The 25,234-nt window shown below is 68.8% G+C and carries 24 protein-coding genes; 6 read left to right on the forward strand and 18 right to left on the reverse strand.

From position 1 onward, the window contains the following. Positions 1 to 15: 15 nt before the first annotated feature. From flgL to flgB, 12 genes are all read right to left on the reverse strand, one after another. A complete protein-coding gene (flgL, locus tag LGM56_RS34435; protein ID WP_089495790.1) occupies positions 16 to 1,257 on the reverse strand; it encodes a flagellar hook-associated protein FlgL in 1,242 nt (413 codons plus the stop codon). Positions 1,258 to 1,279: 22 nt separating this feature from the next. Next, positions 1,280 to 3,262, reverse strand: coding sequence for a flagellar hook-associated protein FlgK (flgK, locus tag LGM56_RS34440; protein WP_226208014.1), 1,983 nt, complete (start codon positions 3,260 to 3,262; stop codon positions 1,280 to 1,282). A gap of 197 nt (positions 3,263 to 3,459) precedes the next feature. After that, a complete protein-coding gene (locus LGM56_RS34445) occupies positions 3,460 to 4,215 on the reverse strand; it encodes a flagellar brake protein (protein ID WP_089431814.1) in 756 nt (251 codons plus the stop codon). Between the two features lie 220 nt (positions 4,216 to 4,435). After that, a complete protein-coding gene (gene flgJ / locus LGM56_RS34450) occupies positions 4,436 to 5,419 on the reverse strand; it encodes a flagellar assembly peptidoglycan hydrolase FlgJ (RefSeq protein ID WP_089495792.1) in 984 nt (327 codons plus the stop codon). Next, positions 5,420 to 6,604, reverse strand: coding sequence for a flagellar basal body P-ring protein FlgI (locus tag LGM56_RS34455; RefSeq protein WP_089495903.1), 1,185 nt, complete (start codon positions 6,602 to 6,604; stop codon positions 5,420 to 5,422). 5 nt (positions 6,605 to 6,609) lie between these two features. After that, positions 6,610 to 7,302, reverse strand: a complete 693-nt coding sequence (gene flgH, locus LGM56_RS34460; protein WP_089495793.1) for a flagellar basal body L-ring protein FlgH — start codon at positions 7,300 to 7,302, stop codon at positions 6,610 to 6,612. A 20-nt stretch (positions 7,303 to 7,322) separates the two neighbouring features. Beyond that, on the reverse strand, positions 7,323 to 8,111 hold the full coding sequence (gene flgG / locus LGM56_RS34465) for a flagellar basal-body rod protein FlgG (RefSeq protein WP_069249069.1): 789 nt from the start codon (positions 8,109 to 8,111) through the stop codon (positions 7,323 to 7,325). 34 nt (positions 8,112 to 8,145) lie between these two features. Beyond that, a complete protein-coding gene (flgF, locus tag LGM56_RS34470) occupies positions 8,146 to 8,904 on the reverse strand; it encodes a flagellar basal-body rod protein FlgF (RefSeq protein ID WP_089426515.1) in 759 nt (252 codons plus the stop codon). A 19-nt stretch (positions 8,905 to 8,923) separates the two neighbouring features. After that, the gene (gene flgE / locus LGM56_RS34475; RefSeq protein ID WP_089495794.1) at positions 8,924 to 10,165 is read right to left on the reverse strand and encodes a flagellar hook protein FlgE; all 1,242 of its coding nucleotides are present in this window, start codon (positions 10,163 to 10,165) and stop codon (positions 8,924 to 8,926) included. Between the two features lie 33 nt (positions 10,166 to 10,198). Continuing rightward, positions 10,199 to 10,948: a flagellar hook assembly protein FlgD gene (locus LGM56_RS34480; protein WP_089495795.1), complete on the reverse strand. Its 750-nt coding sequence runs from the start codon at positions 10,946 to 10,948 to the stop codon at positions 10,199 to 10,201. A 44-nt stretch (positions 10,949 to 10,992) separates the two neighbouring features. Then, entirely contained in the window at positions 10,993 to 11,418 is a 426-nt protein-coding gene (flgC, locus tag LGM56_RS34485; RefSeq protein ID WP_011353470.1) for a flagellar basal body rod protein FlgC, read from the reverse strand. A 40-nt stretch (positions 11,419 to 11,458) separates the two neighbouring features. Then, on the reverse strand, positions 11,459 to 11,947 hold the full coding sequence (gene flgB / locus LGM56_RS34490) for a flagellar basal body rod protein FlgB (RefSeq protein ID WP_039369170.1): 489 nt from the start codon (positions 11,945 to 11,947) through the stop codon (positions 11,459 to 11,461). A gap of 204 nt (positions 11,948 to 12,151) precedes the next feature. On the opposite strand from flgB, the gene flgA reads away from it, so the two are divergent. The 4 genes from flgA to LGM56_RS34510 all read left to right on the forward strand — a co-directional run bounded on the left by flgA (position 12,152) and on the right by LGM56_RS34510 (position 15,910). After that, positions 12,152 to 13,429, forward strand: coding sequence for a flagellar basal body P-ring formation chaperone FlgA (gene flgA, locus LGM56_RS34495; RefSeq protein WP_226208016.1), 1,278 nt, complete (start codon positions 12,152 to 12,154; stop codon positions 13,427 to 13,429). Positions 13,430 to 13,547: 118 nt separating this feature from the next. After that, complete coding sequence (flgM, locus tag LGM56_RS34500; RefSeq protein ID WP_089426519.1) at positions 13,548 to 13,877, forward strand: flagellar biosynthesis anti-sigma factor FlgM; 330 nt, start codon at positions 13,548 to 13,550, stop codon at positions 13,875 to 13,877. Positions 13,878 to 13,948: 71 nt separating this feature from the next. Beyond that, positions 13,949 to 14,389 (forward strand): flagella synthesis protein FlgN, encoded by a 441-nt coding sequence (locus LGM56_RS34505; RefSeq protein WP_089431819.1) that lies wholly within the window; start codon positions 13,949 to 13,951, stop codon positions 14,387 to 14,389. Positions 14,390 to 14,554: 165 nt separating this feature from the next. Further along, positions 14,555 to 15,910: an SGNH/GDSL hydrolase family protein gene (locus LGM56_RS34510; protein WP_226208017.1), complete on the forward strand. Its 1,356-nt coding sequence runs from the start codon at positions 14,555 to 14,557 to the stop codon at positions 15,908 to 15,910. A gap of 19 nt (positions 15,911 to 15,929) precedes the next feature. On the opposite strand, the gene LGM56_RS34515 is transcribed toward LGM56_RS34510, so the two are convergent. Then, a complete protein-coding gene (locus LGM56_RS34515) occupies positions 15,930 to 17,780 on the reverse strand; it encodes a M24 family metallopeptidase (protein ID WP_226208018.1) in 1,851 nt (616 codons plus the stop codon). Positions 17,781 to 18,215: 435 nt separating this feature from the next. On the opposite strand from LGM56_RS34515, the gene LGM56_RS34520 reads away from it, so the two are divergent. Next, positions 18,216 to 19,001, forward strand: a complete 786-nt coding sequence (locus LGM56_RS34520) for a helix-turn-helix domain-containing protein (protein WP_226208019.1) — start codon at positions 18,216 to 18,218, stop codon at positions 18,999 to 19,001. A 58-nt stretch (positions 19,002 to 19,059) separates the two neighbouring features. Here LGM56_RS34520 and LGM56_RS34525 read toward each other — a convergent pair whose 3' ends face one another. Genes LGM56_RS34525 through LGM56_RS34540 form a run of 4 tightly spaced genes read right to left on the reverse strand, consistent with a single transcriptional unit; the run spans position 19,060 to position 23,962 of the window. Next, positions 19,060 to 20,301, reverse strand: coding sequence for a multifunctional CCA addition/repair protein (locus tag LGM56_RS34525; protein WP_089441216.1), 1,242 nt, complete (start codon positions 20,299 to 20,301; stop codon positions 19,060 to 19,062). Beyond that, positions 20,298 to 20,945, reverse strand: a complete 648-nt coding sequence (locus tag LGM56_RS34530) for a glutathione S-transferase family protein (RefSeq protein WP_226208020.1) — start codon at positions 20,943 to 20,945, stop codon at positions 20,298 to 20,300. Before LGM56_RS34530 ends, LGM56_RS34525 begins: the two co-directional genes overlap by 4 nt. A gap of 47 nt (positions 20,946 to 20,992) precedes the next feature. Further along, a complete protein-coding gene (locus tag LGM56_RS34535; RefSeq protein ID WP_226208021.1) occupies positions 20,993 to 21,952 on the reverse strand; it encodes a complex I NDUFA9 subunit family protein in 960 nt (319 codons plus the stop codon). A gap of 57 nt (positions 21,953 to 22,009) precedes the next feature. Continuing rightward, positions 22,010 to 23,962, reverse strand: coding sequence for a lytic transglycosylase domain-containing protein (locus LGM56_RS34540; RefSeq protein ID WP_226208022.1), 1,953 nt, complete (start codon positions 23,960 to 23,962; stop codon positions 22,010 to 22,012). Positions 23,963 to 23,970: 8 nt separating this feature from the next. Here LGM56_RS34540 and LGM56_RS34545 point away from each other — a divergent pair, with 8 nt between their 5' ends. Next, positions 23,971 to 24,576 (forward strand): 5-formyltetrahydrofolate cyclo-ligase, encoded by a 606-nt coding sequence (locus tag LGM56_RS34545; RefSeq protein ID WP_089495803.1) that lies wholly within the window; start codon positions 23,971 to 23,973, stop codon positions 24,574 to 24,576. Positions 24,577 to 24,653: 77 nt separating this feature from the next. On the opposite strand, the gene LGM56_RS34550 is transcribed toward LGM56_RS34545, so the two are convergent. Continuing rightward, positions 24,654 to 25,166, reverse strand: coding sequence for a winged helix DNA-binding protein (locus tag LGM56_RS34550; protein WP_027788908.1), 513 nt, complete (start codon positions 25,164 to 25,166; stop codon positions 24,654 to 24,656). Between the last annotated feature and the right edge of the window lie 68 nt (positions 25,167 to 25,234).

Consider the following 25,234-nt stretch of genomic DNA (forward strand, 5'->3'; position numbering starts at 1 on the left):
CCGGCGCGGCGGACATCAGGGGTTGATGTACTGGAACAGCGACAGGTTCTGCAACTGCGCATACGCCTTCTGCGAGCCCGTCAGCGCGTTCTGCACCTGCAGGAACTGGCTGATCGTCGTCACCATGTTGGTGCTCGTCAGGTCGGACAGGTTGCTGGTGACCTGCAGCGACGCGGTCTGGTTGACGGCCTGCATCGCCTTGACTTCCTGCTCGCGGCCACCGACCGATGCCTGGATCGTCGTGACGTTGCGCATCGTGTTGCCCAGCTTGGTCGAGCCGGTCATCAGCGCGTTCTTCAGCGCCGCGCCCGCCACCGCGTTGCCCGTCACGGGCGTCTTCAGCGCCGCGATCATCGCGTCGAGCGTCGAGAACACGTCCGAGCCGCCGCTCGCCTGAGGCGCCGGCGCAACGGCAAACGTGTCGCCGGCGGCCGGCGTGCCCGACACCGCCACCGTCATTCCGCCGCCGAGCGAGATCGCCGAGCCCGACGAATAGGCCTGCGCCGGCGTGGTGGTGGGCGGGGTGACCGAGTTGTCGGTCACGGTGTAGGTCGGCGCGGCGGCCGTGCCGCCAAATTTGATCGAGAACTGATGGCCGTTCGTCGCGATCGACGGGTTCGTCACCGTGACCGCGCCGATCGTGCCGGTGCCCGTGTTGCCCGCGCCGGCCGACGGCACCGGCGAGCTGCCGATCGCCGGCACCGACATGAAGACGGCCGCGCCCGTGTCGCCCTGCGACACGGTGCTCGAATCGGCGATCTGCACCTGGCGCGTACCGGTGTCGCCGACATAGACGACGCTGCCGCTCGCCGTCGTCGAAAACGGCGCCGCCGAATTTTTCGTGCCGGCGAACAGGTAGTTGCCCGCGCCGTCGTTGGTGTTCGCGAGCGTCATCAACTGGTCGCGGTAACCCTGCAGCTGCGTGGCGAGCGCCGAGCGGTCGCTGTCGGACATCGAACCGTCGCCGGCGCGCACGAGCAGCGACTGCGTGTTCGTCAGCACGGTGCTCACGTTCTGCAGCGTCTGGTCCTCGGCCTGCAGCGACGCGAGCGCCGCGCTCTGGTTGGTCGCGTACTGCGACAGCGTCGCCGACGTCATCGACAGCTGCACGGCCTGCGCCGCGCCGGCAGGATTGTCCGCCGCGGTCTGCAGGCTCACACCGCTCGAGATCTGCTGATACAGCTGCGCAAGCTGGGCCTGCTGATCGTTCATTTGTGAAACGTTCAGCTGGAAGAACTGGGCGCTGGAAATCCGCATCGCTTCTATCCCTCGAATCCGGTCAATTGAACAGGCCGAGCACGGTCTGGAACAGCGTCGCCGCCGTCTGGATCACCTTCGCGTTCGCCTGGTAGAACTGTTGGTACTGCATCAGGTTGGCCGCTTCCTCGTTCGTGCTCACGCCCGACACCGACTGCTGCGCCTGGGTGATCTGGCCGATCAGCCCGGTCTGCGCGGCGCTCGACGATTTCAGCTGGGTCGTCGTGTTGCCGATGCCGTTCACGTAGCTCGCATACGCGCCCGTGAGCGTCGTCGTGCCGTTGCCGAACGCCTTCGCGTTGACCAGCTTCGACAGCGCGAGCGCGTTGGAGCCGTCGCTGGTGCCGCCCGCATACGGCCCGATCGTGAACGAGTCGCCGGTCGCCGGGGCGCCGGACAGCGTGACGCTCACGCCGTTGAGCGCGCCCGCGGCCGTTCCCGACATCGTCATCGTCGCGCCGGCCGCCGGGTCGTACGGGACGGTGTCCGTCGGGTTGTTGATCGTGACCGACGTCGGCGGCGTGGTGCCGATCGTCACCGTGGTGCCGACCGGGAAACCCGTCAGCGTCTTCGCCGTCGCGTCATAGGTCAGCTTGGTCGTCGGCACTTGATAGCCCGCGGTGACGCCGCCCAGCGTGATCTTGCCCGTGCCGGTGTTGGTGCTCGCCGCCGACGTGACGGCCGGCGAGGCTGCCGCGATCGCCAACGCGCTCGTCGTGGCGAGGCCGAAGCCGTTCAGCGCGCCGCGCGTCGGCAGCACGGTGAACTTGTCACCGGCACTCATCGAGCCCGACGGGATCGAGAAATTCAGGCCGCCGAGCGAAACCGGCATCGGCCCCGCCTTCTGGTCGACCACCGCGCCGCTCGCGCGGTCGGTCAGCGTGTAGTTCGCGCCGTCGAAGGACAACATGTAGTCGCTCGTCGTCGGCTGCGACGCGTTCGCGAACGACACGGACAGCGACGCGTTGCCGGTATTGCCCTGGTTCGCGTACACGGTCGGCGACGGCGTCGTGAACAGGTTGCCGCCCTTGTTGCCCGACAGGTCGATGCCGAGCGCGTTCTGCGCGTTGACCTGCGCGGCGAAGCTGGTCGCGATCGCGCCGAGCTGGGCCTGCGCGGGGTCGAGCGTCTGGCTGCGGAACGCAAGCAGGCCGCCGAGCGTGCCGCCCGACAGCGACGAATCGGGCAACGGCTGGTTCGGCCCCTGCGGCTTCGCGCCGGCGATCCCCTGCGACACGACGGTCAGTTCGCTCGGATCCGACGGCGACGTGACGGCCGCCAGCTGGTAGCTCTTGTCGGCGACGACGAGCGGTTGGCCACCCGACATGAACACGCTGTAACCGCTGTCGTTGCGCACGACCTGGATACCGGCGAGGCCCGACAGGTTCGACACCGCGAGGTCGCGCTGGTCCAGCAGCTGGTTCGGCGGCTGCCCCTGGCTGCTCGCCGCCGCGATCTGCTGGTTCAGCTGCGCGATCTGCGCGGTGTACGTGTTGATCTGCGACACGGTGCTGGTGAGCTGCGTGTTCACGCTCTGGCGCAGCGCGTCGTACTGCTGGCCGGCCGCGTTGAGCTGGTTGGCCAGCGTCTGCGCGTTGCTGATCGCGGTCTGCCGCACCGACGGGTCGGACGCGTTGTTCGCGACGTTCTGCAGCCCGGTGAAGTAGTTCGTGATCCCGGTCGAGACCCCCGCCGTCGGGCTGCCGATGTAGTTGTTCAGCTGCGCGACGAGCGTGTACCACGTCGACAGCGCGCCGCCCTGCGTCTGCGCGGTGTTCAGCTGGTCGCTCAGGTACTGGCTGTACTGCCGCTGCACGGTGACGGTGTTCACGCCTTGCGGCATGTAACCGCTGCCCGAGTATTGGCTGCTCGCTTCCGCATACACGGGCCGCTGGACCGAATAGCCGGGCGTCGCCGCGTTGCTGATGTTGTTGCTGGTCGTCGTGAGGCCCCAGAGCGCGGCATTCAGGCCGCTGACGCCGAGGTTCATGAGTGTGTTGGACATGCGCGATCCTGATGAGCCGGCCGCGCGTCGCGGCCGCCGGGTTGCGTGACTCCCGGTATAACGGCCGCCGATCGAAAAAATTGAGGAAAAAATGCACGCGCGACGCGCACGTGCGCGTCGCCGGTCCAGGCGTGCGGCCGAGGGTGCCGCAAACGCCGTGCGGGCCGCCCCGGGCGGGGCCGGCCGCCGCTAGCGCGTCAGGCCCGCGCGAGCGAGCGGCGCTTCATCTCGAGCTGCGTGATCAGCCGCTGCAGCGTGTTCTCCGCGCTGCCCGGCAGCGACATGTAGCGGAAGCCGAGCTGGTAGCGCCGCGACCCGTTCGGCATCTGCGTCGAACGCTGCGACACGAGCTGCAGGTCGAGCGACAGCTTGCCGTGCCCGGTCAGCTCGAGCTCGACGTCGGGCAGCAGCGTGCCGACCTCGAGCGCCTCGACGCGTTCGTCGGCCGTGCGCAGCCCCACGCCGCCGAGCGACAGGTTATGCACCTCGAACAGGAAGCTTTCGCCGTCCGGCAGCTTGCCGCGGCACAGGAACGGATCGACGATCGGCGCATCGACGCGGAAATATTCGCGGCGCTGGATGCACATCAGCACGTCGGGGAAATCGGCGACGAACGCGGGCAGCCCCTCGTAGCGCGTCTCGCGCGGCGTGCCCGTGGAGAATTCGACGCGCACGCCTTCCGGCGCGGCCGCGAACGTGCAGTGCGACGCGCCGAGGATGCTGGCGTTCTGCTCCGCCAGCGCACCCCAGTCGAACGTAAACGTCCGCGCGCCGACATCCACCTCGAGCAGGCGCGTGACGAGCTGGCCGCCCGGGTACTGGACGGTCAGGAAATCGCCGCGATTGACGAGGTTGCGCAGCTGCACGCCGATTTCCAGCGGATTGCGGCGGGCATAGTCGGGCCCGGAGTGGCCTGCATCCAGGCTGGGGTCCGTCGACGTTTCGATATTCATGGCTAGCCGGTCATTCTTGTCATGGGCGCCCGGGCAACCGGTGCGCAATAAAACCGGGCCAGAACGGGGGCCCGGTCGCAGGTCTCTCACACTTAGCGGCAGTGCTGACCGAAAGTTTAGATCGAATTGGGGATTTTTTTCGCGCAAACGTTGAAACCGCGCGCGGCGGGCTGCCGGGCGCGGTCCAGAGGGTGCAACAGGCGGGCGCCGACGGGGGCCGTCAGCCGATCTGCTGCATGATCGAGATCAGCTTTTTCGCGTAGTTCGGGTCGGTCGCGTAGCCGGCCTTCTGCATCCCGTGCGCGAAGCCTTCGACGCTGCGGCTCGCGCTCAGCACGCCCGAGTAGCGCGGGTTGTTCTTCAGCAGGTTCGCGTAATCGGTCATCGCGTGCTCGTACGAATCGTACGCGCGGAATTTCGCGACCACGCGGCGCGGCGTGCCGTTCACGTATTCCGTGGTCAGCGCCGACACCGTGCGCCCTGTCCAGCCCTTGGTCGCCTTGATGCCGAACACGTTGTAGCTCGTCGAGCCGTCGGTCGCGCGGATCTCGCGCTTGCCCCAGCCCGATTCGAGCGCGGCCTGGCCGACGATGAAGCGCGCCGGGATGCCGGTCGACGCGCTGGCCGCCTGCGCGGGGCCCGCGAGCCGGTCGACGAACGCGTCGGCGTCCTGCACGCCGCTCGCGCCCTTCAGCGGCGGCGTCAGCGCGCTGCCGGCCGAATAGCCGCGCGTGCCGGCGAGCCCGCCGTTGTTGGCCGAGTTCGCGTAGGCCTTCGCCATCGCGTTCATCGCGGCGAGGCCACCTTCGTTGCCGGACGCGCCGAAGCCGGCCGCGCCCAGCCCGGCCGCGCCGACGTCGGCCGCCGAATCGCTGCCCGCGCCCTGCCCCGCATTGCGCAGCAGCTGCTTCATCAGCGCGTCGGCCACGCCGATCCCGCGCGTCGACATCTGCTGCGCGAGCTGCTGGTCGAGCATCGACGTGTACATCTTCGACGTATGCGAATCGAACAGCCCGCCGTCGGGCGATGCGTCGCGCATGCTCTTGAGCATCATCTGCGTGAACATCGCGTCGAACTGGCCGGCGACCGCCTTCGCGCCGGCCCGCGGCGATTGCTTCGCCTGCTCGCGCAGGGCGTCGAAACCCTGCACGTCGAGCGCAAAGCGCTGCGTGAGGTCGTTCGCGTTCGGGAGACTGGCTGCCATTTAGATAATCTCCAGGTCGGCGCGCAGCGCGCCGGCGGCCTTCATCGCCTGCAGGATCGACATCAGGTCCGCGGGCGTCGCGCCGAGCGTGTTCAGCGCCTTCACGACGTCGGCGAGATTCGCGCCGGCCGTCACCATTTTCAGCGCGCCGTTGTCCTGCTTCAGCTGGATCTGCGACTGCTGCGCCACCACCGTCTGACCGTTCGAGAACGGCCCCGGCTGCGACACGACCGGCTGCGTGTTGACGACGACCGACAGGTTGCCGTGCGCAACCGCGCAGCTCTGCAGCGTGACCATCTGGTTCATCACGATCGAGCCGGTGCGCGCGTTCAGGATCACCTTCGCCGCGGCCTTGTCCGGGCTGACGTCGAGGTTCTGCAGCCGCGCCATGAACGCGACCTGCTGCGCCGAATCGGCCGGCGCGGCGAGCTGGATCGTGCGGCCGTCGAGCGCCGTCGCGGTGCCCGGGCCGAAGCTCGAGTTGACCGCGGACACGATCCGCTGCGCGGTGCCGTAGTCCATGTCGTTCAGTTGCAGCTGCAGCACGCCGTTCATCTGCGCAATCGCGTTCGGCACCGAACGCTCGACGATCGCGCCGCCGACGATCCGGCCGGCCGCGAGCTGGTTCACCTGCACGCGGCTGCCGTTCGCGCTGGCGCCGGCGCCGCCGACCGCCATGTTGCCCTGCGCGAGCGCGTAGACCTGGCCGTCCGCGCCTTTCAGCGGCGTCAGCAGCAGCGTGCCGCCGCGCAGGCTCTTCGCGTTGCCGAGCGACGACACGGTGACGTCGAGCGCCTCGCCCGGCCGCGCGAACGGCGGCAGCGTGGCGGTCACCATCACGGCCGCGACGTTCTTCAGCTGCATGTTGCTCAGCTGCGACGCGCCGCCGTTGGCCGACCCGTTGTTGATCGAGATGCCGAGGTTCGCGAGCATGTTCGCGAGCGTCTGCGTGGTGAACGGCGTCTGCATCGTCTGGTCGCCCGTGCCGTCGAGGCCGACGACGAGGCCATAGCCGATCAGCGGGTTGTCGCGCACGCCCTGGATCTGCGCGAGATCCTTCAGGCGTTCCGCGTGCGCGGGCGCCGCGCCGAAACCACACGCCGCGGCCACGGCCACGAACGCGACGGCGAGCCGCGCGGCGGCGTGCACGCGGGCAGACAGGCGGTCGAGAAGCGTCTTCTGCATCGTCATCACCACGGCGCGATGTTGAGGAAGAAGCGCTGCAGCCAGCCCATCGTCTCGGCTTCGTTGATGTAGCCCTTCGCCGAGTATTCGATCTTCGCGTCGGCGACCTGCGTCGAGTAGACCGAGTTCGCGCCCGATATCGTGTTCGGGTTGACGACCCCCGAGAAGCGCACGAATTCGTTGCCCTGGTTGATCAGCATCTGCTTCTCGCCGCTGACCACGAGGTTGCCGTTCGGCAGCACGTTGGTGACGGTCACCGTGATCGTGCCGTTGAACGTGTTCGCCGCGCTGGCGCCGCCGGTCGCCGCGAACTTGTTGTTGCCGGCCGCCGACAGGTTCGCCTTCGCGAACAGCCCGCCGAGGAAGCCGGCCGTCGGCACGTTGAAGTCGGTGTTGCCCTGCCGGTTCGTGTTCGCGCCCGACGACTTGGTCGCGTTGATGTTCTCCGCGATCATGATCGTCAGGATGTCGCCGACGTTGCGCGGACGCTGATCCTCGAAGAGCGGCCGCCCCGCGTAGCCGGGGTTGTAGATCGAGCCGGGCGCCTGCATCGACATCGGCGTCGGCGGCTGCGCCGTCATCGGCTGCTGGATGATCGGATCGCGCGGAATTTGCGCGCAACCGGCGGCGAACGCCGCCACCGCGACCGCGCATGCGGCGCGGACGGTGGCTGACGGGAGGAGGCGAACCTGCTTCATGGCGACGGCGGGTGTTCCGGTTAGCTCTTCATCTGCGTGACGGTCTGCAGCATCTGGTCGGACGTCGTCACGGCCTTGCTGTTGATCTCGTAGGCACGCTGCGTCTGGATCATGTTGACGAGCTCCTGTACGACGTTCACGTTCGACGCTTCGACGTAGTTCTGGTTGAGCGTGCCCGCGCCGTTCAGCCCCGGTTGCGACACGTTCGGCGCGCCCGACGACGTCGTCTCGGAGAACAGGTTCTCGCCGCGCGCCTCGAGGCCGGCCGGGTTGATGAAGGTCGCGACCTGCAGCGAGCCGATCTGCACCGAATTGGTCGAGCCCGCCTGCGTGACCGTCACGACGCCGTCCTTGCCGATGGTCAGCGACGTCGCGTTCTGCGGGATCGTGATCGCCGGCAGGACCTGGTAGCCGCTCGACGTGACGAGCTGGCCCTGCGCGTTGGTCTGGAACGCGCCGTCGCGCGTGTACGCGTTCGTGCCGTCCGGCATCAGCACCTGGAAGAAGCCCGCGCCGTTGATCGCGACGTCCTTCGCGTTGCCGGTCTGCGTGAGGCCGCCCTGCGTGTACCGGCGCTCGGTCGCGACCTGCTGCACGCCGGTGCCGAGCTGCAGGCCCGACGGCAGCTCCGTCTGCTGCGTCGAGTTCGCGCCCGGCTGGCGGATGGTCTGGTACAGCAGATCCTCGAACACCGCGCGCGACGCCTTGAAGCCGTTCGTGCTGGTGTTCGCGAGGTTGTTCGAAATCACGTCCATCTGCGCTTGCTGCGCATTCATGCCGGTGGCGGCGATGTAGAGCGAACGGTTCATTTATCAGGTCTCCTGCGTAGGCTGGCGCGGGCGCTCAGCTGAAATTGAGCAGCTGGTTCGCCGTCTGCTCGTTCTGGTCGGCCGTCTGGATCAGCTTCGACTGCAGCTGGAACGCGCGCGCGTTGTCGATCATCGCGACCATCGCGGTCACCGGGTTCACATTGCTGCCTTCGAGCGAATTCGGCGTGACGACCACGTTCGGGTCGGCGTCGGCCGGATTGCCGTCGGCGGTGCGGAACAGCCCGTCGTTGCCGCGCGTGAGCGTGGCCGGGTCGGGATTCACGAGCTTCATCTGGTCGACGATCGCGACCGCCGTCGGCGGGTCGCCCGGCATCAGCGCGGAAATCGTGCCGTCCTTGCCAATCGTCACTTCCGCGTTCGGCGGCACCGAGATCGGGCCGCCGTTGCCGACCACCGGCAGGTTGCTCGCGTTGACGAGCTGGCCGTTCTCGTCGACGTGCAGGTTGCCGGCGCGCGTGTACGCCTCGCTGCCGTCGGCCGCCTGCACCGCCAGCCAGCCCGCGCCCTGCACGGCGACGTCGAGCGGGTTGCCGGTGCGCGTGATCGGACCCGGCGTGTAGTCGGCGCCGGGCGTCGACGCGAGCACGTAGGTGCGCGTCGTCGTCGGGTCGCTCGTGCTGCCGTCGCCGAAATTCATCGGCACCGCGCGATACGTCGCGAGCTGCGCGCGAAAGCCCGTCGTCGACGCGTTCGCGAGGTTGTTCGCGACCACCGCCTGCTGGTCGAGCGACTGCGACGCACCCGTCATCGCCGTGTAGATCAGTCGGTCCATGGCTGCCCGTTATCCGCGCTTACAGGTTGATGATCGTCTGGTCGACGGCCTGCTGCGTCTTGATCGTCTGCGCGTTCGCCTGGTAGTTGCGCTGCGCGGTGATCAGGTTGACGAGCTGCGACGTGAGGTCGACGTTCGAGTTTTCCAGCGCGCTGCCCTGCAGCTTGCCGTGGTTCGTGCTGCCCGGCGCCGAGATCTGCGGCACGCCCGACGCGGAGCTTTCCGCGTACTGGTTGCCGCCGAGGCTCACCAGCCCGTTCGGGTTGTTGAAGTTCGCGAGCGCGATCTGGCCGAGCACGGCGGTCTGGCCGTTCGAGTAGTTGCCGGTCAGCTTGCCGTCGGTGCCGATCGTGTAGGTCGTCAGCGTGCCGCTCGCGTAGCCGTCCTGCGCGAGGTTGTTCACCCCGTTCTTGCCGCCGTACTGCGTCGTGCCGGTCAGGTCGAGCGTGAGGCTCTGCGGCGTCGCCGAGCCGTCGGTGTTCGGCACCGTGAACTGGAACTGGCCGACCGACGTGGTCGGCGTGGGCGGCGTGCCCGTGGTCGTGCTCTTGATCGCGCCCGACGCGTCGAACGTGACCGTGCCGAGATCCGTCGTGGCGCCGCCCTGCACGCCCGCGTACGCTTCCCACGTGCCGGCCGCGGACTTCACGAAGTACATGTTGACCGCCTGCGAACCGCCGAGCGAGTCGTACACCTGGATCGACGTCGAGTAGTTGTAGGTCGTGTTGTCGGTCGCGCTGAACGGCGTCTTGGCCGGCACCGCGTCCTGCGAATTCAGGTTGAACTGCGCGCCGATCTTGGTCGTCGCGGTCGGCGCGATGTTGGTCGTCGGCGCCTGCAGCGGCACGGTCTGCGCGGTGTTGATCACGCCGCCCCCGTTGGCCGCATAGCCCATCAGGTTACGGCCTTGCGAGTCGACGATGAAGCCGTTCTTGTCGCGCTGGAACGTGCCGTCGCGCGAGTAGGTCGTCACGCCGTTGTTCGACATCTGGAAGAAGCCGTTGCCGTTGATCGCGACGTCGAGCGACGAGCTCGTCGTGTTGATCGTGCCCTGGCCGAAGTTCTGCTGCACCGCGTTCAGCGACGTGCCGATACCGATCTGCGTGTTGGTCGACGTCGCGACCGAGTTCGCATACATGTCGGCGAACTGCGCGGTGCTCGACTTGAAGCCGACCGTGTTCGCGTTCGCGATGTTGTTGCCGATCACGTCGAGCGCGTTCGATGCACCCGCGAGGCCGCTCAGACCCTGTTGATAACCCATTTCGGTCTCCGTTTCGAGATTGCTCGATCAGTATCAGTTGGAGGTGGTGCCGCTGCCCGATGGCGGCGACGCGGTGGTGTTCGGGAAAATCGACGCAACCTGGGTCAGCCCCACGGTCGTGCCGTTCGACAGCACGAGACCCGCCGTGCCGTCCGCCTGCTTGATCACACTCTGCACGGTCGACGCCGCGAGCGTCGTGGCCGGCTGCGGCGTGCCGTTGCTGTCGGTGTACGACGCGCTGACGGTGTACTTGCCGTCCGGCAGGGCGTTGCCCGCCGCGTCGGTCGGCGTCCAGTTGAACGGCACCGTGCCGGCCGACTGCGCGCCCGCGTTGATCGTGTTCACCACGGTGCCCGCCGCGTTCTTCACGGTGATCGTCAGGTTCGACACCGAATTCGCGAGCGACACGCCGAACGGCGACGCCGCGCCGCTCTTCACCGCGACCGCGTTGCCCGGCGCGAGCACGTTCGTGCCGATCAGCAGCGCGGCCTGCGTCTGCTGGCCGGCCGTGAGCTGCGAGGACAGCGACGTGAGCGACGTGTTCAGCTGCGCGATGCCGCTCACCGTGTTGATCTGCGCGAGCTGCGACGTCATCTGCGAGCTGTCGACCGGGCTGGTCGGATCCTGGTTCTGCAGCTGCGTGACGAGCAGCTTCAGGAACGTCGCCTGCAGGTCGCTCGCCGACGTGCCGTTGGTCGACACTTTGTTGGTGTTCATCGTGTCGGTCGGCAGGTTCGACACGTTGGTGCCGTTGCTGCCGATCGTCGTGCTGGAGGAAGTCATCCTGGGTGGCCTTCTGTCGGGTCGGTAAGGTCGGTCGGCGCGGCTTACGAGCCGATCGTCAGCGTCTTGAGCATCAGCGTCTTCGCGGTGTTCAGCGTCTCGACGTTGGCCTGGTACGAGCGCGAGGCCGAGATCATGTTCACCATCTCCTGCACCGGATCGACGTTCGGCATCTGCACGTAGCCGTTCGAATCGGCGGCCGGGTTCGACGGGTCGTAGGTCGACTTCATCGGCGACGGGTCGTCCATCACCTTCGTCACGCGCACGCCGCCCACGCCCTGGCCGGACGCGGTGCGCGCGCCGCCGATCGGGTCGGTCGCGAACACGACCTGCTTGGCCTTGTACGGCTTGCCGTCGGGGCCGGTCGCGCTGTCGGCGTTCGCGAGGTTCGACGCGGTGACGTTCAGGCGCTGCGACTGCGCGGACAGCGCCGAGCCGGCGACGCCGAAGATGTTCATCAACGAGGGCATGGAAGCTCCTTTTGCTCGGATTCGGCGGCGGTGCGCGCCGTCACTGGTTCGACGTGATCGCGGCGATCATCGCCTTGATCTGCTGGGTCATCACGGTCATCCCGGTCTGGTAGTGCAGCGCGTTGTTCGCGAACTGCACGCGCTCGACGTCGAGATCGACCGTGTTGCCGTCGAGCGCCGGCTGCAGCGGCATCCGGTACTGCGCACGGCCGTAGTCGTCCGACGGGCCGCCCGTCGGGATCAGCTTCGCGGTGCCGGCCATGTGGCCCGCCGCCGTCGACACCATCGACATCCCGTTCGTCACGCCGGCCGGCTGCGCCATCGGCAGTTGCGCCGCGTTGCTCGGCGCGAGGCCGCCGCCCGCCTGCTTCAGCGAGCGCGCGAGCGTCGACGCGAAATCGACGTCGCGGGCCTGGTAGCCGGGCGTGTCGGAGTTCGCGATGTTCGACGACAGCAGTTCCTGCCGGTAGGCGCGCACGTCCAGCGCCTGTCGGCCGAACGCGAATTCCGCATCGAGTTTGTCCAGCATGTGTGCGTCTCTCCGTATGAAGCGCTGCACGCCCCTCGCGCCGGATGGCGACTCGAGAGGCTTTTTTCCATGACAGCGATGGTAGGCGCCGGACGCAACCGGCAATCGGGCGAATAACGCGGCAAAGGCCCCCTCTATTCATCGTTTGCGCGACCGCCCCGCTCCCTAGAATGCGAAGCGGAGCAACGGATCGGGGATACGGCGATGACTGGCAGCGCACTTCGCGGAAGGAACGGGCGGCTCACGCACGTCCGGCGTGCGCTTGCGCTCGCCGCGGCGCTGTGGATCGCCGCCCCGGCCGCGCACGCGGACGACGCGATGATCGTGATTCCGGGGCGCGGCGAGACGGCCGAAACCGCGCTCGCGCACGCCAATGCGGCGAGCGGCGGGCAGTTCGGCGGGAATGCGGCGACGGCGCCGGGTTCGGGCCTGGCGCCGGACACGGGTCGTGCCGCGAGCGGCGCGGGTGCAGGTGCCGCCGCCGGCGCGTCCGGCGCCGGCTACGCGGCGCAACCGGCTGGCACGATGGTCGTGACGACCGTCCCGGCGCCTGCGCCAGCCCCGGTGCCGCGCCCTGTCTACGCAGCCGCCCGCATGAACGCCGGAACCGGATATGGCGCGCCGCGCGCCGCCGATCCGAACGCGATCGCGACGGTCGTCGCCGGCACGGCCGAACCCGCATCGAATCCCGTACGGCCGGCCCCGCAGCCGGCCATGGCCGCGCGCCTGGCGGCGGCCCGCGCCGCGTCCGCCGCGCCGGCGCCGCGCGCCGTCCCGGTTTCCGCGAACCCGGCCCCGGTGGCCAATGTCGCCAACGCGGCCAATGCGGCGAATGCAGCCCAGCCCGCGACGCCGCCCGGCCAGCAGGATCCCGAGTCGATCCGCCGCACGGCCCTCGCGTTCCTGCAGCAGCAGGTCGCGGGCCTGCCCGGCAAGACCACCACGACGGTCACGACCGCGTTTCCGCGCGGGCTCGCCGCGTGCACGACGCTCGAGCCGTTCATGCCGACCGGCGCGCGCCTGTGGGGCCGCACGACGGTCGGCGTGCGCTGCGCGGGTGAGCGGCCGTGGACCGTCTACCTGCAGGCGAAAGTCACCGTGCAGGCCACCTACTACGTCGCCGCGCGCCAGATCGCGCCCGGCGAGCCGCTTTCCGCGGCCGACCTGGTCGCCCGCGACGGCGACCTGACCGTGCTGCCGCTCGCGGTGATCACCGATCCGGCGCAGGCGATCGGCGCGACCGCGCTAGCGCGCATCTCGGCCGGGCTGCCGCTGCGGCAGGACCTGCTGAAGAGCGCGGCGTCGGTGTCGGCCGGCCAGACGGTGCGGGTGGTCGCGGCCGGGCCCGGTTTCACGATTTCGGCCGAGGGCAGCGCGCTGGCGAATGCGGCGCCCGGCCAGTCGGTACGGGTGCGGATGGCGGCGGGCCAGATCGTCACGGCGATCGTCAAGGACGCCGGCACCGTGGAAATTCCGCTATAGGGACGGATCTCGCGGCAAGAATGTAAAGAATTGTTTATTCGGGGCATTTCGGGCTCGCGATGCTAAAGTTCGGGCCGACCCGGCCGTTATCTGGGTCAAACCGAACAGGAAACCCATCGTGAAGATCGATTCCACTCCGAACCCGAGCCCCCTGGCGCCGACCGGCAACGGCGCGACCCGTGCGCAATCCGGCACGGCCTCGTCTTCGTCCGCGCAGGCGGCCGATGCGGGGTCGACCGGCGGCGACCGGAGCGTGAACCTGTCGGGTCTGTCCGGCCAGTTGCGCTCGGTATCCGCGTCCGGCAACGGCGATATCGACACGGGCCTGGTCCAGTCGATCAAGGACGCGCTGAACAACGGCACGCTGACGATCGACGCGAACAAGATCGCCGACGGCGTATTGAATACCGCCCGAGAGCTGCTGCAGCAGCAGCGCCCGGGCAACTGAAGCGGGCCTCGCGAGGCCCGCCCCCCCCGGTTTGCCGGCGCTCCCCGCGCCGGCGCGACGAGCACGACGCGATGAGAGAAGAGCTGCTGGCCACGGTCAATGACGAACATGCGACGGTCGAGGCGTTCGCGTCCCTGCTCGCGTACGAGGAAAAGGCGCTGACGATGGCGCAGCCGCTCGAGATGCTGCCCGGGATCGTCGAGAAGAAAAGCGAGCTGATCGACCGGCTCGCGCAGCTCGAACGCACGCGCGACACGCAGCTTTCCGCACTCGGCTTTCCGGCCGGCAAGAAGGGCATGGACCAGGCCGCCGAGCGCGATGCCCGCCTCGCCGGCCGCTGGCAGTTGCTGCAGCAGTCCGCCGAACGCGCGCGCCAGGCCAACGCGAACAACGGGATGCTGATCCGGATCCGGATGGACTACAACGAGCGCGCGCTCGCGGTACTGCGCTCGGCGCCCGCACCGGCCGGCATCTACGGCGCCGACGGCCGCGTGTCGGCTCTCACGCGCTGAAGCACTGACTGATCGGCGGCAGCGCCGCCACCACCGTACTTTCCCCGCCGTTCGCGGCACGTCACGTTTCGACAGACCGGGCCCGAGCCCGGCACCCACGGTCCCTTCCGATACACGGTCGCGCAGCCGCGCGCCGTCCCGTCACAACAATCAGAAGAGGGCCGCATGCCAACTTTCCGCATTCCGTTTTCATCCCGCGTCGCCGCCGTGTCCGCTGTCGCCACGCTGGGCGCCGCCTTGACGCTCCCCGCCGCACAGGCCGCCGGCCCCGCGCCGCTGCCCACGCCGACGGGCGACATGTCGCTGTCGCCGGCCGGCCCCGACATCGTGCCGCCGGCCGCCTCGAGTCCGCCCGGCGCCACGCCGCGCGCGTCCCGCCGCGGCTCCGACACCTACACGTACCTGCGCTGCTGGTACCGGCTCGACGCGGACCCGCTGAAGCCGGCCGCGACCTACGAATGGGCGCGCAACCCGGCCGGCGGCGACTGGTATCGCGTGTCCGGCTACTGGTGGGCGGACGGCATCACGCAGTGGAAGAACATGTTCTACAGCACGACGCCGCAGGACACGCTCGCCGACGTGTGCCGCAAGACGCTGGCCGCGAAAGGCATCAAGACCGACCTCGTGCAGGCGGTCGCGGCGAACAACGCGCTGTCGTTCAATTACACGGTGTGGACCATCGACGCCGCGCAGCAGGACGCGCGCGTCAACAAGCTGATCGTGTTCGGCGACAGCCTGTCCGACACGCAGAACATGTTCAACGCGAGCCAGTGGAAGCTGCCGAACGGCACGAGCTGGAATGCGGGGCGCTTCAGCAACGGCCCGGTGTGGGCCGAATATCTCGCCAATACGCTGCGGCTGCCGTTCTACAACTGGGCGATCGGCGGCGCGGCGACCGACCAGTACCTCGTCGTGCCGGGCCTCGTGCAGCAGATCGACTCGTGGCGCGAATACATGGATCGCGCGCCGGACTACCGGCCCGCCAACACGCTGTTCGCGGTGTTCGCGGGCGGCAACGACCTGGTGAACTACGGGCGCTCGCCCGAGCAGGCGGCGAATGCGGTGCGCGACAGCCTCGAGCGGCTTGCCGCGGCCGGCGCGACGCGGATCATGCTCGTCACGCTGCCGGACGTGTCGCGCGCGCCGGTGTTCGCGACCCGCAGCGACACCGCGAGCGTCGCCGCGCAGGTGAAGGACTACAACCAGCGCGTCGCGGACGCGGCCGCCGCGCTGCGCGCCCACTACGGCGCGACGCTGCGGCTCGAGGTATTCGACGCGTATGCGCTGTTCGACGACCTGCTGAGCCACCCGGCCCAGTACGGCTTCGACGATGCGAAGCGTTCATGCCTCGACATCCCGAAACCGTCGTCGCTCACCTACCTGAGCGCGCAGACGCCGCGTGCGGACTGCCGCGATCCGGCGCGCTTCGTGTTCTGGGACACGCTGCACCCGACCACGCGCACGCACGCGTGGCTCGCCGAGCGGATCGCGCCGTTCGTGCGGGCACGCCTGCTGAACTGAGCGGCGCGCCCGGCCGTGCCTACAGCAGCGGACACGCGGTGACCTGCGTGCCGCGCTCCACGCACAGCCGCTCGTAGTCGCGCAGGTACGCGCGCTCGCCGTCGTCCAGCAGGTCGAGATCGATCAGGTCCCAGTCGTAGCCGACCGTCACGATGTTCTCGAACGTGACGGTGTCCGGCTGCGCGTCGTCCCGGTGGATGATCACGATGTTCTCGATCCGCACGCCGCCCTTGCCCGGCACGTAGATGCCCGGCTCGACCGAGATCACCGCATTCGGCACGAGCCCGTACTGCGCGCCCGGCGCGAACCGCACGCCGCCCTCGTGCACGTGAATTCCGACGCCGTGCCCGGTGCCGTGGCCGAAGTCGTGGCCGTGGTCGCGGCACACCTGCCGCACGAGCGCATCGACGTCGCCGCCCTTCGCGGTGCTCGGGAAGCGTGCGACGAGCCCCTTGATGCAGGCCTTCAGCGCGACCGTGTAGATCTCGCGCTGCCACGGCTGCGCGACCGTTTCCGGCCGGGTCCGGCGCAGCACCACACGGGTGCAGTCCGTCGCGAAGCCGGCTTCGTAATACGCGCCGCTGTCGAGCAGCACGAGTTCGCCCTCCGTCAGCTCGACGTCGGCGCTCGCCGCCGTGTAATGCGCGAACGCGCTGTTCGCGCCGTTCGCCGCGATCGACGGAAACGTCAGCGCCACCGCCGAGCGTGCGCCGTACGCGTCGTTGATCGTGCGCGCCAGGTCGTATTCGGTGTGGCACGCGCCCGGCTCGCCGGCCTTCGCCCAGCGCATCGTCTCGGCGATCGCCGCGGAGCTGCGCGCGAACGCGTCGCGGAACTGGTCGAGCACCGCCGGCGTCTTGCTGGCCCGCATCGCCTCGACCGGGTTGAAGTCGGCCTGCCGCGCGTGCGGCCACACCCGCTTCACCGCGTCGACGAGCGCGCAGTTCACCGATTCGAAGCCGTAGCACACGTGCTCGACGTCGAACTGCGCGACAAAGCGTTCGAGCGCCGCGACATCGCGCCGGATCACGTGCAGCGCCGGATACGACGCGAGCGTGACCTCGCAGCGCTCGCAGCCTTCCGGCAGGAACAACGCCACCTCGCCGCCGACCACGAACAGGAAGCCGAGGTGCGACGACGCATTCGGAATGTGATAGCCGCGGCTGTTCAGCAGATAGGCGAGATCGTCCGACGCGCAGGTGAAGAACGCGGTCTTGCCGTCCGGCGCGCCGGTATGCGCGGCGAGCTGGCGGTTCAGCGTGTCGAGGTTCTGCGCGACGCTCAGGCCGGTCGCCGATTCCGGCACGTCGAAGATCGGCCGCTCGACGACCCAGCCCGGCAGCGCGATCGCGCGATCGATCTCCCGGTCGACGAGGCTCGTCCAGTCGAGCGACGCGGCCTGCGTCCGTTCGAACAGACGATCGCGCTGCGCGACGCTGATCCGCCGCGCGTCGTAGCCGACCCGCGCGAGCCGGCTGCCATGCGCGACCAGCCAGTCGGCCATCGCCTGCCAGATCGTCACGTTCATCCCGAGCTTCTCGATGCGCACGCGCGCCGGATCGCATTGCTGCTCGGCCTGCAGGTGATAGCGGCCGTCGACGAACAGCACGAACGGGGGCAGATCGAGCGCCTGCGCGGTCGCCGCGCTCAGGAAGATCCCGCAGCCGGCCGAGCCGTCGAAACCCGACACCGCATAGCGCGGATTGTTGGCAAGCGGCAGGTACTCGGTCACGTATTCGTCCTGCGACGTGACCAGCACCGCGTCGAGCCGCGCCGCATCGAGCAGGCGCGACAGGCCCGCCTGCGTGTCGACGACGGATGCGTCGTACGGGGGAAGGCCGGAGAAGCTGTATTTCAGTCGATCGATCATCGGAAGCCCGTTATGCATTGTTGTCGGCGGCCGGCGGTGACGCAGCGGGGTGCAGGCCCGAGGCAGGCCTGATGCGGCACGGCGCCGCTGCAGGTGGACGTTCGGCCCGGCGCGGCACGGCGCCGGACCGCCGTGCGGTTCCGGCAGCAGTCCTTGAAAAAATTTTCGTCCCACTTAACTTTTTTTGATACGCGCGACAGAATCTAGAACACGCCGAAATTGAGGTCAAGCTAAAATTTTCGTAGGGCTAAAATCGGCGCGGCGCCTGCGCATCCCGGCACAACGCCACATGAATTCGCCCGGCGACACGGCGCGGTACAATGCGCCGGCATCGCCGCCCCGACGGCCGTGCTTCGTGCGAGGCGCGGAAATCACCGTCCGGCGACTGCACCGCCCGTCCGCTCGCCTCCCGACTCGTTGTCACGAAAGAGATTCATGGATTCAGACATCATGCGTATCGGCCAGCGCATTCGCCGCCTGCGCCGGGAAGCGAAGAAGACGCTGCTGGAAGTCGCGACCGAGGCGAAGCTGTCGGTCGGGTTCCTGTCCCAGGTCGAGCGCCACCTCACGGGCATCTCGCTGTCGTCGCTCGTCAACGTCGCGAAGGCACTCGGCGTGCCGCTCGGCGCGCTGATCGACCAGCCGCGCCAGGCCCAGCCCGATTCGTACGAGGGCCGCCGCAAGCCGTACGCGCTCGACGCCAGGTCGCAGTGGTACGAACGCCTTTCCACCACGTTCGACGGCAGCCAGATCAATGCGCTCAAGGTACAGATGATGGAAGGCTACCGCTCGGAATGGGTCGCGCACGGCGGCGACGAATTCGTGTACGTGCTGGCCGGCCGGATCTGCTACACGGTCGGCAAGAAGGATTACCCGCTGTCGCCCGGCGACTCGCTGCACTTCGACGCGCGCAAGCGGCATCGGGTCGCCAACGTGGGCGATGGGCCCGCCGAGGTGATCGCGGTCGGCACGCTGCCGCTGTTCGACGACCGTGGCGCCGGGTTCGTGTCGGCGACGATGGACGTCGGGAAAGCGTCGCCCGCCGCACGTGCGACACCGGGCGAGCCGCGCGCGAGCCGCCGTGGGCCGGCGCCCAAGCGGGCGGAGCGCGAGCGCGACGCCGGCGCGGCGGGAAAGGACAAGAAGGCCGCGGCCAAGCCGCGCGCATCCGCCGGCAAACGCCCGGCGGCCGCGAAGCCGGCACGCAAGAAGAAGTCGTAACGGTTGCCGGGCGGCGGACGCAAGGCGTGCGCCCATCCCGCCGCCCTATTCGCCGGCCCTATTCGCCGATCTCGAGCGCCTGCGCGACGGCCGCGATCCGTGCGCGATGCACGGCGTCCTTGATCTTCTCCGTATCGTTGCCGATGCCGCGCGCGATTGCGCCGGCATCGACGCTGCGCGCGGCCGCGAGCGCGACGCGCAGCCGCTCGGCCTGCGGATACGGCTGGGTGTCGAGCCCGAGCCGCCCGCGCGCATCCGATTCGCACGCCTGCAGCATCTCGGCGAAACGCGCCGGCTTGCGCAGCGCGTCGCTGCGCTCGAACAGCCGCACCAGCGCGGCCGCGCCCATCTCCATCACGCGATGCAGGTTGCCGTGCTCGCGCGCGACGACCAGCGCGAGATCGCGGCATTCGTTCGGCACGCGCAACCGCTCGCACAACGGCTTGAGCAGGTCGACGCTGCGGCCTTCATGGCCAACGTGGCGCGGCAGCACGTCGGCGGGCGTCGTCGCCTTGCCGAGATCGTGCGTGAGCGCCGCGAAGCGCACCGGCAGCGAATACCCCTGCTTCGCCGCATAGTCGACGACCATCATCACGTGCACGCCCGTGTCGACCTCCGGGTGGTAGTCGGCGCGCTGCGGCACGCCCCACAACGCATCGACCTCGGGCAGGATGCGCGCGAGCGCACCGCACTCGCGCAGCACCGCGAACATTCGCGACGGCTTCGCTTCCATCAGCCCGCGCGCGATTTCCTGCCACACGCGTTCGGGCACGAGCGCGTCGACCTCGCCCGCGTCGACCATCCGCCGCATCAGCGCGAGTGTTTCGTCCGCGACCGTGAAATCCGCGAACCGCGCGGCGAAGCGCGCGATGCGCAGGATCCGCACCGGATCCTCGACGAACGCGTCGCTCACGTGCCGGAACACGCGCGCGCGCAGGTCGGCCTGACCGTCGAACGGATCGATCACGGGCCCGACCAGGTCGCCCTCGGGGCTCACCTCGCGCGCCATCGCGTTGATCGTCAGGTCGCGCCGCGCGAGATCCTCGTCGAGCGTCACGTCCGGCGCGTAGTGGAACTGGAAGCCGTGATAGCCGGCCGCCGTCTTGCGCTCGGTGCGCGCGAGCGCGTACTCCTCCTGCGTGCGCGGATGCAGGAATACCGGGAAATCCTTGCCGACCGGCCGGAACCCCTGCGCGGCCATCTGCTCCGGGGTCGCGCCCACCACCACGTAGTCGCGGTCCTGCACGGGCACGCCGAGCAGTTCGTCGCGGATGGCGCCGCCTACTGCGTAGATGTTCATGGCTGCGGCTCGTATTCGGCGATCACGTTCGTTTCGCGGCGCGCGGCATCGATCCAGCGCTGCACGGCCGGCAGCGCCGTCACGCGCGCCGCATAGCCGGCCGCTTCCGGCGACAGGCCCGGCGCGTACGTGTTGAAGCGCATCACGACGGGCGCGTACATCGCATCGGCAATGCCGAATTCGCCGAACAGGAACGGGCCGCCCGACGCCTCGAGACACGCGCTCCACAGCGCATCGATGCGCGCGACATCGGCGAGCGCGTCGGGCGTCGCGCCGCGCCCCGGCATCGACGCGCGCACGTTCATGCCCATCTGCGTGCGCAGCGCCGCGAAGCCCGAATGCATCTCGGCCGCGACGCAGCGCGCATGCGCGCGCTCGAGCGGATCGGCCGGCCACATCGGAAACTGCGGATAGCGTTCGGCGAGCGTCTCGGCGATCGCGAGCGAATCCCAGATCGCGACGCCGTGGTCGTCGATCAGGCACGGCACCTTGCCGGACGGCGAATACTCGCGGATGCGCGCGGCCGTGTCATCGTGGCGCAGCTCGATCGCGATCTCGTCGAACGGGATGCCGAAATGCGCGAGCAGCAGCCACGGGCGCATCGACCACGACGAGTAGTTCTTGTCTCCAACGACGAGTTTCATGACGGTGTTCCGGAAAACGAGAAGGGGAAAAGGAGGACGCTGCCGGCCTAGCGGCGCGAGCGGAACCAGTCGAACCGGGAGCGCTGCGCGGCCTGGCCGAGATACGCGGGCGCGATGCTTTCGAGACTCGCGGGCGAGATCCCGAGCTCCGGCGCGAGCGGCCCCGCCAGCACGTTCGGCACCGACATCGTCGCGAGATTGTCGCGCGTGAGCACCGGCTCGCCGGGCAGGCATTCGAACACGCTCGCCTGCAGCCGCGCGAGCGCGTCGGGCAGCCGCACGATGCGTGCCTGGCGGCCGACCAGCGTGCCGCAATAGCGCACCAGCTGCTCGAGCGTATAGACGGTCGGGCCGCCGAGTTCGTAGGTCTTGCCGTGTGCGGCCGCGAGATCAAGCGTGTTGACGAACGCGCGCACGACATCGCCGACGAACACCGGCTGGAAGCGCGCGTCGGGCATCGCGAGCGGCAGCACGGGCACCGAGCGCTGCAGGTTCGCGAAGGTGTTGAGGAACGCATCGCCGGGGCCGAACACGACCGACGGGCGGAAGATCGTCAGCGCGAGCGAATCGGTCGCCGCGATCGCATGCAGCGCGGCCTCGCCATCGCCCTTCGAGCGCTGGTACATGCTCGGGCCGTGCGAATCGGCGCCGAGCGCGCTCATGTGCAGCACGCGCTGCACGCCCACCTCGGTGCAGGCGGTCGCGAGCGCGGCCGGCAGCGCGACGTGCGCGCGCTCGAAGCCGGGCCCGTACGGCGTGCCGCGGCCGCCGTGCAGCACGCCGACCAGGTTGATCGCCGCGTACGCACCGGCGACGAAGCGCGCGAGCGTGCGCGTGTCGAGCGCGTCGAGCTCGACGATTTCGACCGGCAGCATCTGCAGATGGCGCGCGTGGTCGCGCCGGCGCGTGCCGATCCGTACCTGCTTGCCGGATTCGATCAGCGCATTGACGAGCCGGCTGCCGATGAAGCCGGTGCCGCCCAGCAGCGCAACGGTCTGGCGATCCATGTCGTGAGCCTCAAAAGAACACTGCCGCGTCTCGCGCGGCAGTGTGAAGATTGCGTATCAGGGCGAGATCATGCCTAGACGTTTCTTCAACGACTGCGGTTTGCCCTCGAAGAGCGCCGCGTAATAGACGGTGTTCGACAGCACGTTCTTCACGTAGTCGCGCGTCTCGTTGAACGGAATCGTTTCTGCGAAGATCGCGCCTTCGATCGGCTGCGTCAACACCTGGCGCCACTGGCGCGGCCGGCCCGGGCCCGCGTTGTAGCCGGCCGTGGCGAGCACCGGCGAGCTGTCGAAGTTGTTGTAGATGTCCGCCAGATACCAGGTGCCGAGCTGGATGTTGGTATCGATGTCGTGCATCTGCGCGCGCGAGATCGTGCCCATGCCGAGCTTCTTCGCGACCATCTGCGCGGTGGCCGGCATCAGCTGCATCAGGCCGCCCGCGCCCACCGACGAACGTGCGCTGATGATGAAGCGCGATTCCTGGCGAATCAGCCCGTACGCCCATTCGATGTCGAGGCCCGTCGATTGCGCATAGCGCTCGACGATGTTGCGGTACGGCGACGGGTAGCGCAGCGTGAAGTCGTGCTCGGCCTTCGTGCGGTCGGCCGTGTTGACCGTGCGGTCGAGCAGCTCGACGCGCTTGCCGTATTCGGCCGCGGCCAGCAGCTGGCGATCGGTCATCCCGCGCAGCGGCCAGTTCCATTCGCGGTTGCCTTCGAGGCGCAGGTTCAGCGCGTAGAAACGCTGCGCGAGCGCGAAGCCCGGAATCTTGCTCATCGCGTCGATCTCGGCGTCGCTCACCTTCGTGCGCGGCGGGATCGTCGTGCGCTGGCCGAGCTCTTCGCCGGCGAGCTGCCCGTAGAAGTTGAACTGGCCCGCGACCTGCTCGAATTCCTGGTTCGCCTGCAGCGTGTCGCCGCTTTGCTTGAGCGCGCGCGCATGCCAGTAGATCCACGCCGGATCGTCGCGCAGCGACGGCGGCATCTGCTCGATCGACCAGCGCACCATCGGCCAGTTGCCGGCGAGCAGCGCGGCGCGCGTGCGCCATTCGTAGCCCGGGTTCGACAGCGGCGCATTCGTCGATTTCGCGTACCAGACCGACGCGAGCGGCGAGCGCTTGATCGCGCCCTGGTAGCCGATCGCGCCCCACGCGATCGCCTGCTCCTGCTTGGTCAGCGACGGCGCGACCGTGGTCAGCATCCCGGCTGCCGCGTCCGGATCGTTGCGCGCCATGCGGCTGAGCGCGATCAGTGCGAGCTGGTGCGAGGTTGCATCGGGGCCGACGCCGCGCGCGAGGTACAGCGGCGGCGCGCTCGTCGCCTGGTCGAAGCCGACCGGGCGCGGGCCGAGCGCATCGACGATCTTGCCGCCGAGCGTCGTGTAATTCTGCTCGTACGCGAGGCGCGCCTGCTGCCACACGTCGTCGCTCGTGAACTGCTGGTTGACCGTGAGCGCGGTGATCAGGTCGACGCACGCGTCGCCGTAGTTCTTCGGCTCGACGAGCAGCGCACGCGCCGCTTCGGCGACGTTCTCGCCGCGCGCCGCGCGCGATTCGAGCGCATAGCACTTGACCTGCGTGTCGTCGTCGAGCACGAAGCGCTTGTATTGCTCGTCGAAGTTGCGCCAGTCGTGGCGCGCGCCGAGCACGAGCAGGTAGTCGTTGCGCAGGCGGTCGGCGATCGCCTGGCCGTCGTAGCGCTGCAGGAACGACTGCACGGGCGCGTCCGGCGCGTCCACGCGCGCGCGGCCCGTCGAATCGAACAGCTGCGGCTTGATCTGGAAATACTCGACGTAGGACGGCACCGGATAGTTCGGGATCATCGACGCGAGCTGCGCGGCTTTCGCGGCGTCGTTGCGACGCGCGGCTTCACGAAGCTGCACGAAGGTCTGGTCGTCCCCGGCGACCGTATCGTCGTTCGGTGCGGCGCACGCAGCCGTACCGGCGACGAGCGCGGCGGCCGAAAGTGTGAGCGCGACCGCGCGATATACTCGGAAAAGGCTGTTCGACATCGTTTTGAATGGAGCACGAAGTGAGCGAAAGCATAGCACGCAACCCTGTGCCGAACCCGAAGGTTGCGCTACGCAAAACGCTGTCCGGCGCGCGTCGCGACGCCGCGTCGCAACCCGCCGCGAACGCCGCGCTCGACGCGCGGCTGCGCACGCTGCTCGACCGGCTCGCGCCGCGCACGGTCGGGTTCTACTGGCCGCTGCCGGGTGAGTTCGATGCGCGCGAGGCCGTGCTCGCGTGGTGCGCGGCCGGCGCCGGCAGGCGGGCTGCACTGCCCGTGATCGACGAACGGCACACGCCGCTCGAGTTCCATGCGTGGGACGCGCACACGCCGATGCGCGAAGGTCATCACCGGATTCCGGAACCGGCGTCGGGAATCGTCGTCGTGCCCGACCTGTTGCTGATTCCCTGTGTGGGATTCGATCTGCAGCGCTACCGGCTCGGCTACGGCGGCGGCTACTACGACCGCACGCTCGCCGCGTGGCCGGGCAGCGCGCTGCCCGTGACGGTCGGCATCGCATACGAAGCGTGCCGCGTCGATGCGCTGCCGGCCGAAGCGCACGATCTCGCGCTGCACTGGATCGTGACCGACGGCGCGCTGTACCCGGCCGCCTGATGAGGCGGCGGGCGGTGCCGCATCCGGCGTCGCACGCCCGTCAGCGCACCGCCGCGCGCCACCCGCGGCGCAACCGTTTACAGCGACGCCGCCGCGCGCGCGGCCGTGTCGTACAGGCCCGATGCGTTGCGCAGCAACTGCGCCGCGTCGCCGATCTGCTCGTTGGTGAGCCCGCTGTCCTTCAGCGTCTCGATCAGGCAGTGCTCGCGCACCTCGCGGTACTTCAGGCACAGGTCGCGGCCCGCGTCGGTCGCGAAAAAGAACACTTCCTTGCCGTTCTTCTCGCTCTTCACATAGCCGCGGGCGATCAGTTTTTTCAGCGCATAGGTCGCGACGTGCGTATCCTCGATATTGAGCACGAAGCAGATGTCGGCGAGCTTCTTCTTGCGTTCGCGATGGCTGACGTGATGCAGCAGCGACACCTCGACCGCCGTCATGTCCTTCGCGCCGGCCGCCGACATGCAGCGCACCATCCACCGATTGAAAGCATTGCCTGCCATGATGAGGCCGTATTCGAGCTCCGACAGCTCCGCGCTCGAATCGGAAACGAGGTGTTCGGATGACACGATCTTGGTCGCAGGACGCTTCATGGAAAGGCGGAGCAAGCCGGATGACAGGGTGTGCCGAGTGTACGCCAGAAGCCCCGACATACGGGCTA

It is taken from the genome of Burkholderia sp. AU38729 (assembly GCF_020419725.1).
Taxonomy (GTDB): domain Bacteria; phylum Pseudomonadota; class Gammaproteobacteria; order Burkholderiales; family Burkholderiaceae; genus Burkholderia.